Source organism: Nocardiopsis chromatogenes YIM 90109, assembly GCF_000341185.1.
GTDB lineage: Bacteria > Actinomycetota > Actinomycetes > Streptosporangiales > Streptosporangiaceae > Nocardiopsis_A > Nocardiopsis_A chromatogenes.
Map to the genome: position 1 here is coordinate 1 of NZ_ANBH01000041.1, position 10,212 is coordinate 10,212.

Here is a 10,212-nt window from a genome sequence, read left to right on the forward strand (position 1 = left end):
CGCCGAGCTGCGTCGTCGCCGCCCTTTCCGCTTTGCGCTCCGGCGGCCCGCCGCCCGGCAAGCGGCTCTAAGCGGGGTACCTGCTGTTCCGGTCGTCGCCGTCGCCGCTTCCCGCCACCTCCCACGGCATCCCGCCGACGACGTGTGGGGCTCCGACCCCTTCTTCGCGCGCGCTATGGAGGCGGGCATGGCCGGAGGGTGCGGGAAAGGAGCGGAAATCAGGCCTTCGTGGCGTTTTTCGTCGAAAGTCTCCTCAATGGGGTGCATGGGCCGTAGATTCCTGTCACATGATGGACCGGGACCTTGCCCTCGCCCTGAGATCCAGTCGACCGTCCGCGGCATGCGCCTACGCTCGGCTCTTCGATGCCTACGGAGACGAGCTGTACCGGGCCTGCCGCGCCTTCCTGCGGGACTCGGATTCCGCCCAGGCCGCCCTGCGGGACACCTTCATCGTCGCCGGGGCCCACATCGACCGCCTCGGCGACGAGGGGCGGCTGCGTGAATGGCTGCTGGCCGTCGCCCTCGCCGAGTGCGAGCACCACCGGCCGCCCGAGACGCCCGCCCCCCAGCCGGAGCGGCCGGACCCTGAATACCCGGCGCGGCCGGACCCTGAATACTCGGCGCCGTCGGCCGATCCGCCCCCCGGGCTGCGGCTTCGGGTGCTCAGCGGCGCCCTGGGGCCGGGCCTGGAGGGGCACCGTGCGCACGTGGCCGACCGGGCGGACGCCTTCGACGAGGACGGCTTCCCCGTGCCGCCCTCCCGCCGCAGCGGGGGCAGGGTCTGCGCGCTCCTGCCCCGCCTGGCCGTGGCCGCCTGCGCCGTCCTGCTGGTCGTGCTGGCGGTCTACGTCTACACCCGCGCCGAGACCGATCGCGTCCCCACCTGGATGGGCGTGCCCCCGATGGCCTCCCGCTGACCCCGTTCCGGGGCCCGGCGGTTCCCCCGCACAACCGGCGGTTCCGTCGCCTATCCGGCGGTTCCGCCGCGCGGCGGGCGGAACGGCCGGAAACCGGACGTCCCCCCGAAAGACCGGACGTCCCCCGGAAGAACAGCAGGGGCCCGTGCGCACGGCGCATGGGCCCCTCGGCGGGTTCCTCGGACGGGTCCGCTCAGGACACCTGGTCTTCGAGGTCGATGTGCGACCGGTCCCCGTGGACGCCCTTCTCCTCGGCGCGCGTCACCGAGGAGATGACCTCCTGCTCGGCCTCGTGGCGGCCGACCCACGTGGCGCCCTCGACCGACTTGCCCGGCTCCAGGTCCTTGTAGACCGTGAAGAAGTGCTCGATCTCCAGCCGCTCGTACTCGTTGACGTGGTGAATGTCACGGATGTGCTCCATGCGCGGGTCCGTCGCCGGCACACAGAGCAGCTTGTCGTCGCCCCCGGCCTCGTCGCGCATGCGGAACATGCCCACGACGCGGCAGCGGATCAGGCAGCCCGGGAAGGTGGGCTGCTTCAGCAGGACGAGGGCGTCCAGCGGGTCGCCGTCATCGCCCAGCGTCCCCTCGATGAACCCGTAGTCCGCGGGGTAGCTCGTGGACGTGAACAGCATGCGGTCGAGGCGGATACGGCCCGTCTCGTGATCCATCTCATACTTGTTCCGCTCGCCCTTGGGGATCTCGATGGTGACGTCGAATTTCATGCTGTTCTCGGCTTCCCTTACGACTAGTGTCGCTTGTCTGTACCAGCGGTCACGCGGCGGCGGAGCCAGGAGGAAGGCAGGTGGCGGAGTTGGGGACGAAACGGTCCGGTGTGCTCCTGGCCTTGGCCATGCTCACCATATTCGTGCTGGTGGCGGGCTTTGTCGCGGCGGACCTGGTCGGGTCGAGACCCCTGCCCGCGGTGCCCTACCCTGTCGCGCACGCCCAGCAGGAGACGGCCGCCCACCTACCCGGAGCCGACCCGGTCGACCCCGGCCGCCTGGCGGACCACCTCGATGATCCCATGTCCGACTCGGGGCTGGGTGAGGGACTCTCCGCTTATGTCGCCGACGCCGCCACCGGCGAGGGGGTCTTCGACCGGGACGCCGACCGGGGCGCCGTCCCGGCCTCCACCACCAAGATCGCCACCGCGCTGACCGTCCTGGAGGCCGCCGGGCCCGACCGGCGCATCGCCACCGACGCGGTCCTCGACGGCGAGCGCCTCATCCTCGTCGGCGGCGGCGACCCGACGCTCACCCGGGACGCCGACCCCGGCACCTACCCGGAGCCCGCCACGCTCGACCGGCTGGCCGAGAGCACCGCGCGGGCGCTGGAGGACCGCGGCGTCGACGCCGTCGACCTGGGGTACGACGACACCCTCTACCCCGGCTCGGCCACCGGCCCCGGCTGGAAGGACAACTACGTCTGGGAGGGCTCCGTCGCCCCGGTGCACGCGCTGATGATCGACGGCGGCCGGGAGGACCGGAACGACAAGTACGGCGACCGGGTGGACGACCCGCCGCGCACCGCCGCCGACGCCTTCGCCGACGCCCTGCGCGAGGAGGGCGTGGAGGTGCGCGGGGGACCGGAACCGGCCACGGCCCCCGACGGCGCCGACCCCGTGGCCTCGGTCTCCTCCCCGCCGGTCTCGGCGCTCGTGGAGCACATGCTGCTGGCGAGCGAGAACAACGTCGCCGAGGCGCTGGCCCGCCAGACCGCCATCGCCGAGGGGGAGGAGCCCTCCTTCCAGGGAGGATCCCGGGCCATGACCGACGTGCTGGACCGGCTCGGCGTCGGCGGGGTGCAGCTGGCCGACGCCAGCGGCCTGTCGGTGGACAACCGCATCTCCCCGCACGCCCTGGCGGACATGCTGCTGGCCGCCTCCGACCCGGAGCGCCCGGACCTGAGCTACGTCCTGAGCGGCCTGCCCACCGGCAACTTCAGCGGCACCCTCGCCGGGCGCTACGGCGACTCCAGCGGGGCCGCGGCGGGCGCGGGCGTGGTGCGCGCCAAGACCGGCACGCTCAGCGGGGTGAGCACCCTGGCCGGGACGGTCTACGACGCCGACGGGCGGCTGCTCGTGTTCGCCTTCATGTCCAGCGGGGACGCGGCCTCGGGGTCGAGCCTGGACGAGCTGGCGGCGGCGGTCGCCTCCTGCGGGTGCTCCTGAGCGCCGGGCGCGTCCCTGAGCGGCGTCTGAGGGGCTTTCCCTGAGGAAACCCGGAAAATCCGCACGCACCGCCTTGGCGCACCTCCCCGCGGGTACGGTGAGGGCGTGACTGTGATCGACTGGGACGTAGCCGTCAACACCGGGATCCGCCTCGTGCGCCCTGGCCCCCAGGTGGACCTCTCCGACGCCCGGCAGGCCGTCTCCCAGCTCCGGGAGCTGTCCGAGCAGGCCCGCGGGCACGTGCGCGAGTTCACCGGCATGGACCCGCTGGAACCGGCCGGGCCTGCGGTCGTCGTCGACCGCCCGGGATGGATCCGCGCCAACGTCGACGGGTTCCGCACCGTGCTGGAGCCCATCCTCGACCGGCTCGGCGCCGAGCGCGCCGCCGCCGGGGCCGGCACCGCCGGCGCGCTCACCACCGCCGTCGGCTCGCGCGTCACCGGCGCCCAGCTCGGCGCGGTGCTGTCCTACCTGGCCGGGCGGGTGCTCGGCCAGTACGAGCTCTTCCTGCCGCCCGACCCGGACGGCAACGCGCCCGCGGGCCGCCTGACCCTGGTGGCGCCCAACATCGTGCAGGCCGAGCGCGAGCTCGACGTGGACCCGCGCGACTTCCGGCTCTGGGTCTGCCTGCACGAGGAGACCCACCGCATGCAGTTCAGCTCCACCCCCTGGCTGCGCGGGTACGTGCAGGAGCAGATGCAGGACCTGCTGCTGTCCTCGGAGATGGACGCGGCCGCCTTCCTCGACCGGCTGCGCGCCGCCGGGGAGGCCGTGGCCGAGGTGGTGCGCGGCGGCGAGGGCAGCCTCATCCAGGCCTTCCAGAGCGAGGCCCAGGGCGAGGTGATGGACCGCATCACCGCGGTGATGACGCTGGCCGAGGGCCACGGCGACTACGTGATGGACGCGGTCGGGCCCGAGGTCGTGCCGTCGGTGGCGACGATCCGCCGCCGGTTCCAGCGCCGCCGCGAGGGCGCCAACCGCATCGACCGCATCATCCGCCAGCTCCTCGGCCTCGACCTGAAGATGAAGCAGTACGAGGAGGGCGCGGTCTTCGTCCGCAAGGTCGTCGCCCAGGTCGGCATGGAGGACTTCAACAAGGTCTGGGAGTCCCCCGAGACGCTTCCCACCATGGCCGAGATCCGCGACCCGGAGTCCTGGATCGCGCGCGTCGTCGGGCCGGGGGCCCCGGCCCGGGAGGCGTGAGCGGGCCGCCCCCCGCGGTCGCCGAGGTCCGGCGCGCGGTGCGCCGCGCGCTGGCTGGGCTGGAGCAGGGCGCCCTGGTGCTGGTGGCCTGCAGCGGCGGGGCGGACTCGCTGGCGCTGGCCGGGGCCGCGGCGTTCGCCGTGCCCCGCATGGGGCTGCGCGTCGGCGGGGTGACCGTCGACCACGGCCTGCAGGCGGGCTCGTCCGACCGTGCCGGGCAGGTCGCCGACGCCTTGCACGGCCTGGGCCTGGACCCCGTCGAGCGCGCCGCCGTCCGGGTGGGCCGCGACGGCGGCCCCGAGGGCGCCGCCCGCCGCGCCCGCTACGACGCCTTGGACGCGGCCGCCGACCGCACCTCAGCGGCGGCCGTCCTGCTCGGCCACACCGCCGACGACCAGGCGGAGACCGTGCTGCTGGGGCTGGCGCGCGGGTCCGGCGCGCGATCGCTGTCCGGCATGGCACCGCGCTCCGGCCGGTACGTGCGCCCCTTCCTGGCCATGGAGCGCGCGCGGGTGCGTGAGGCCTGCGCCGCCATGGGGCTGCGCCACTGGGAGGACCCGCACAACGCCGACCCCGCCTTCGCCCGCGCGCGCGTGCGCCATGCGGCCCTGCCCGCGCTGGAGAAGGAGATCGGACCGGGCATCGCCCCCGCGCTCGCCCGCACCGCCGACCTGCTCCGCGACGACGCCGACGCACTGGACGGCTGGGCCGCCGCCGCCGCGCGCGCGGCCGACCTCGGCGGCGGCCGCCTGGACGTGCGCGCCCTGGAGGAGCTGCCGCGCGCCGTGCGCACGCGGGTGCTGCGGCGCGCCGCCGTGGCGGCGGGGTGTCCGGCGGGCGCGCTGAGCGCGCGGCACGTCGCCGAGGTCGACCGCCTGGTGTCCGAGTGGCGCGGCCAGACCCGCGTCGACCTGCCCGGGGGCCGCGGCGCGCGGCGCTCGGACGGAGCCTTGGAGTTCGGATGACTTCGCCCGTTTATCCTGGTTGCGTTCCGAAGGACCGCGATCCGAGCAGCGAGGACGTACGAGCGTGGACGCCAAGGACATGGGTGACGCCCTGGAGAAGGTGCTGGTCACCGAAGAGCAGATCGAGGCGCGGCTGAAGGAGCTGGCGGCCGAGATCGACGCCGACTACGCCGGCAAGGACCTGCTGCTCGTGGGGGTGCTCAAGGGCGCCGTCATGGTCATGGCCGACCTGGCCCGTGAGCTGTCCCACACGGCGGAGATGGACTGGATGGCGGTCTCCTCCTACGGGGCCGGGACCACGTCCTCGGGGGTGGTGCGCATCCTCAAGGACCTGGAGGCCGACATCTCCGGCCGCAACGTCCTGATCGTCGAGGACGTCATCGACTCCGGCCTGACGCTGTCCTGGCTGATCGGCAACCTGCGCTCGCGCGGCCCGGAGTCGGTGGAGGTGTGCACCATGGTGCGCAAGCCGCTGGCCTTCGACGTCGACCTGGACGTCCGCTACATCGGGTTCGACCTGCCCAACGAGTTCATCGTCGGCTACGGGCTCGACTACGCCGAGAAGTACCGCAACCTGCCCTTCATCGGGACCCTCGCGCCGCACGTCTACGAGCGGTGACCGGGCACGCCGGGAACATCTCGGGCGGTGCGCGCGTTGCCGTCATGACGGCGCGTCGCAGCAGTGCGACCGATCACGGGCGGGGTGTAGCGTCGGTCACCCCGGCATAGATTACTCGAATTACGTGTCCGATAGGTCCCGTTTCCGGCCCGGTGCCCTAACGCCGTGTCGGGGCAGAGGCCGCCTGGTCAGGAGGGACGGACCCAGCGGGGTTCCGTATAGATGAATCTCAAGCGTTTGTACCGCGGGCCGTGGCTGTACATTCTGGCCATCGGCATCATCCTCTTCGCCGTCTTCAACTTCACCGGCCTGGGGGGCGGCTCCGGCCCGGAGAAGAAAGACACGTCGACGGTCCTGCAGCTGGTCGACAACGGCGACATCGACAACGCCAAGCTGGTCGACAAGGAGCAGCGGGTCGAGGTCACCACCGACGACGGCGAGGTCTACGAGGCCTACTGGGTCGGCGACCAGGGGCAGCAGATCGCCGACCGGCTGGCCGAGCTGGAGCAGGACGGCCAGCTGGACTCCTACGACGTCGAGGTGCCCCAGGAGAGCATCTGGACGGGGCTGCTCTTCAGCTTCCTGCCGCTGGTCATCATCATCGCCATCTTCCTGTTCATCATGAACCAGATGCAGGGCGGCGGCTCCCGGGTGATGAACTTCGGCAAGTCCAAGGCGAAGCTGATCAGCAAGGACACGCCCAAGAGCACCTTCGCCGACGTGGCCGGGGCCGACGAGGCGATCGAGGAGCTGCAGGAGATCAAGGAGTTCCTGCAGACCCCCGCCAAGTTCCAGTCCATGGGGGCCAAGATCCCCAAGGGCGTGCTGCTGTTCGGCCCGCCCGGCACCGGCAAGACCCTGCTGGCCCGCGCCGTGGCCGGTGAGGCCGGGGTGCCGTTCTACTCCATCTCCGGCTCCGACTTCGTCGAGATGTTCGTCGGCGTCGGCGCCTCCCGCGTGCGCGACCTGTTCGAGCAGGCCAAGGCGAACGCCCCGGCGATCATCTTCATCGACGAGATCGACGCCGTCGGCCGCCACCGCGGCGCCGGCATGGGCGGCGGCCACGACGAGCGGGAGCAGACCCTCAACCAGATGCTGGTGGAGATGGACGGCTTCGACGTCAAGACCGGCGTCATCCTCATCGCCGCCACCAACCGCCCCGACATCCTCGACCCCGCGCTGCTGCGCCCGGGCCGCTTCGACCGCCAGATCGTGGTCGACCGCCCGGACATGGAGGGCCGCAAGGGCATCCTGAGGGTGCACGCCAAGGGCAAGCCCATGGCCGACGACGTCGACATGGACGTGGTCGCCCGCCGCACCCCCGGGATGACCGGCGCCGACCTGCAGAACGTGGTCAACGAGGGCGCCCTGCTGTCGGCCCGCGCCGGCAAGGACCTCATCGACATGGCCACCCTGGAGGAGGCCATCGACCGCGTCATGGCCGGACCCGAGCGCAAGACCCGGGTGATGAGCGACGCGGAGAAGAAGGTCATCGCCTACCACGAGGGCGGTCACGCCCTGGTGGGCCACGCGCTGCCCAACGCCGACCCGGTGCACAAGGTCACCATCCTGCCGCGCGGGCGCGCCTTGGGCTACACCATGTCCCTGCCGACCGAGGACAAGTTCCTCACCTCGCGCTCGGAGATGATGGACCAGCTCGCCATGATGCTCGGCGGGCGCGCCGCCGAGGAGCTCGTCTTCCACGAGCCCACCACCGGCGCCGCGAACGACATCGACAAGGCGACCTCGCTGGCCCGCAACATGGTCACCGAGTACGGCATGAGCGAGCGCCTGGGCGCCCGCAAGTTCGGCTCCGGCAACACCGAGCCGTTCCTGGGCCGGGAGATGTCGCACGCCCGCGAGTACTCCGAGGAGATCGCCTCCCTCATCGACGAGGAGGTGCGCCGCCTCATCGAGTCCGCGCACGACGAGGCGTTCGAGGTGCTCGTGGAGTACCGGGACGTCCTGGACGACCTGGTGCTGCACCTGCTGGACAAGGAGACGGTCTCCAAGGAGGAGGTCCTGGAGATCTTCGCGCCGGTGCGCAAGCGCCCCTCGCGCGGCTCCTTCACCGGCTACGGCAAGCGCCAGCCGTCGGGCCGCCCCCCGATCAAGACCCCCAAGGAGCTGGCCCTGCTCGGCCCGCAGGACGTGGAGGACCTGGTGTCCGGCAACGGCCAGGTCGACTACACCGGCGAGGCCGGGGGCGAGGCCGACGGCGCCGCCGAGCGGTCCGGCCACGGTGCCGACGACGGGCGGGACACCCGCAACGGGCAGGACCCGGCCGTCGGCGGTGACGAGCAGAGAGGGGACGGGGAGTGACCGCTCTGCCCGACCGCCCGCCCGAGGAGGGCATCGACCAGGCGCGCATCGAGAAGGCCGTCCGGGAGATCCTCCTGGCCGTCGGTGAGGACCCGGACCGGGACGGGCTGCAGGACACCCCGTCCCGGGTGGCCCGTGCCTACGCCGAGCAGTTCTCCGGGCTGCACCAGCGGCCCGGGGACGTGCTCACCACGGTGTTCGAGGCCCAGCACGAGGAGATGGTGCTGGTCAAGGACATCGAGCTGTACTCCACCTGCGAGCACCACCTGGTGCCGTTCTACGGCACCGCCCACGTGGGCTACATCCCCAACGCCAAGGGGCAGATCACCGGGCTGTCCAAGCTGGCCCGGCTGGTCGACGTGTACGCGCGCCGCCCCCAGGTGCAGGAGCGGCTCACCACCCAGGTGGCCGACGCGGTGATGGAGCACCTCGACCCGCGCGGGGTCATCGTGGTGATCGAGGCCGAGCACCTGTGCATGACCATGCGCGGTGTGCGCAAACCCGGCGCGAAGACCGTCACCTCGGCGGTCCGGGGCGACTTCCGCAACCGGGACCGCACGCGGGCCGAGGCGATGAGCCTCATCCTGGGCCACCGCTGACCCCGCTTCTCGTAGGGTGAGGGCATGGCGTCGACGACATACGGGCTCCCGGGGCTCCCCCGGCGGGAGCGCTGCCTGGTGATGGGGGTCGTCAACGTGACCCCCGACTCCTTCTCCGACGGCGGCCGGTGGTTCGACCACGGCCGCGCCGTCGAGCACGGCCTGGAGCTGGCCGGGCAGGGGGCCGACATCGTCGACGTCGGCGGCGAGTCCACCCGGCCCGGGGCCCAGCGGGTCTCGCTGGACGAGGAGCTGCGCCGGGTCGTCCCGGTCGTGCGGGAACTGACCCGGCAGGGGGTCGCCGTCAGCATCGACACGATGCGCGCGCAGGTCGCCGACCACGCCGTACAGGCGGGGGCGGTCCTGGTCAACGACGTCAGCGGAGGCCTGGCCGACCCGTCCATGGCGCCGCTGGTCGCCAAGGCCGGGGTGGCCTACGTCCTCATGCACTGGCGCGGCCACAGCCACGACATGCAGCGGCGCGCGGTCTACACCGACGTGGTCGCCGAGGTCCACGATGAACTGCGGGACCGCATGGCGGCGATGGTCGACGAGGGCGTGGACCCCGCGCAGATCGTGCTCGACCCCGGGCTGGGCTTCGCCAAGAGGCCCGAGGAGGCCCACAACTGGCAGCTCCTCGCGCACCTCGACCGCTTCGACGATCTGGGACGCCCATTGCTGATCGCCGGTTCACGCAAACGGTTCCTCGGCAGACTGCTGGCCGACGCCGACGGCCACGACCGCCCGTTCTCCGAATCCGACGACGCCACCCTGGCACTGACCGCGCTGTCGGCCGCCGCCGGCGCCTGGTGCGTGCGGGTGCACGACGTTCGCCCCAGCGCCGACGCGGTGCGGGTGGCCGCCGCCTGGCGCACCGGCGGAGCCCTGCTCGACGAGGGCCGCGCCGACGCGGTCGGCCGCGGCGGGAGCGGCCGGTGAGGTCCCGCCAGGAGGTCATGGAGCGCGTGGCCGAGGCCAACGCGCAGTTCTACGGCGCCATCGAGAACGGCGACATCGACGCCATGCACCGGGTCTGGGCCGAGGAGGACGAGGCCCCCGACCTGGTGTGCGTCAACCCGGGCTGGCCGCTGCTGCGCGGCCGCGCCGAGATCCTGCGCGCCTGGGCGCTGATCATGGCGAACGTGCCCTACATCCAGTACGTGCTCACCGACACCCACATCGGCGTCAGCGGCGACGTCGCCATGGTGACGTGCGAGGAGAACGTGCTCACCGCCGAGGACGGCAGCCCCGGGTTCGTCGCGGGCGGCCAGGTGGTCACCACCAACATGTTCGTGCACACCCCGCAGGGGTGGCGGCTGTGGTCGCACCACGCCTCCCCGGTGATGCCGGACGACGAGGAGGACGGCGAGCAGGGGGGCGCACCCGCCGAATGAGCCAGGACACCGACATCGACA

10 protein-coding genes are annotated in these 10,212 nt (G+C 72.5%); 9 read left to right on the forward strand and 1 reads right to left on the reverse strand.

Going from position 1 to position 10,212, the window contains the following annotated elements; all coding sequences use genetic code 11:
• Positions 1–287: 287 nt before the first annotated feature.
• Complete coding sequence (locus D476_RS0103895) at positions 288–917, forward strand: RNA polymerase sigma factor (RefSeq protein ID WP_017622670.1); 630 nt, start codon at positions 288–290, stop codon at positions 915–917.
• A 193-nt stretch (positions 918–1,110) separates the two neighbouring features.
• Here D476_RS0103895 and D476_RS0103900 read toward each other — a convergent pair whose 3' ends face one another.
• Entirely contained in the window at positions 1,111–1,641 is a 531-nt protein-coding gene (locus D476_RS0103900; RefSeq protein WP_017622671.1) for an inorganic diphosphatase, read from the reverse strand.
• An 80-nt stretch (positions 1,642–1,721) separates the two neighbouring features.
• On the opposite strand from D476_RS0103900, the gene dacB reads away from it, so the two are divergent.
• The 8 genes from dacB (at position 1,722) to D476_RS0103940 (ending at position 10,191) form a co-directional block, all read left to right on the forward strand.
• Positions 1,722–3,089, forward strand: a complete 1,368-nt coding sequence (dacB, locus tag D476_RS0103905; protein WP_338036229.1) for a D-alanyl-D-alanine carboxypeptidase/D-alanyl-D-alanine endopeptidase — start codon at positions 1,722–1,724, stop codon at positions 3,087–3,089.
• Between the two features lie 111 nt (positions 3,090–3,200).
• Positions 3,201–4,292 (forward strand): zinc-dependent metalloprotease, encoded by a 1,092-nt coding sequence (locus tag D476_RS0103910; protein ID WP_017622672.1) that lies wholly within the window; start codon positions 3,201–3,203, stop codon positions 4,290–4,292.
• Positions 4,289–5,257 (forward strand): tRNA lysidine(34) synthetase TilS, encoded by a 969-nt coding sequence (gene tilS / locus D476_RS0103915; RefSeq protein ID WP_017622673.1) that lies wholly within the window; start codon positions 4,289–4,291, stop codon positions 5,255–5,257. The genes D476_RS0103910 and tilS overlap by 4 nt, the downstream gene beginning before the upstream one ends.
• Before the next feature lie 64 nt (positions 5,258–5,321).
• Positions 5,322–5,876 carry a hypoxanthine phosphoribosyltransferase gene (gene hpt, locus D476_RS0103920; protein ID WP_017622674.1) on the forward strand — a complete coding sequence of 185 codons (555 nt, stop codon included), beginning with the start codon at positions 5,322–5,324 and terminating at the stop codon, positions 5,874–5,876.
• Between the two features lie 222 nt (positions 5,877–6,098).
• Entirely contained in the window at positions 6,099–8,198 is a 2,100-nt protein-coding gene (gene ftsH, locus D476_RS0103925) for an ATP-dependent zinc metalloprotease FtsH (RefSeq protein WP_239648590.1), read from the forward strand.
• Positions 8,195–8,797 carry a GTP cyclohydrolase I FolE gene (gene folE, locus D476_RS0103930; protein ID WP_017622676.1) on the forward strand — a complete coding sequence of 201 codons (603 nt, stop codon included), beginning with the start codon at positions 8,195–8,197 and terminating at the stop codon, positions 8,795–8,797. The genes ftsH and folE overlap by 4 nt, the downstream gene beginning before the upstream one ends.
• Before the next feature lie 24 nt (positions 8,798–8,821).
• Positions 8,822–9,736, forward strand: coding sequence for a dihydropteroate synthase (folP, locus tag D476_RS0103935; protein ID WP_026123212.1), 915 nt, complete (start codon positions 8,822–8,824; stop codon positions 9,734–9,736).
• On the forward strand, positions 9,733–10,191 hold the full coding sequence (locus tag D476_RS0103940; protein ID WP_026123213.1) for a nuclear transport factor 2 family protein: 459 nt from the start codon (positions 9,733–9,735) through the stop codon (positions 10,189–10,191). Before folP ends, D476_RS0103940 begins: the two co-directional genes overlap by 4 nt.
• Positions 10,192–10,212: the final 21 nt, after the last annotated feature.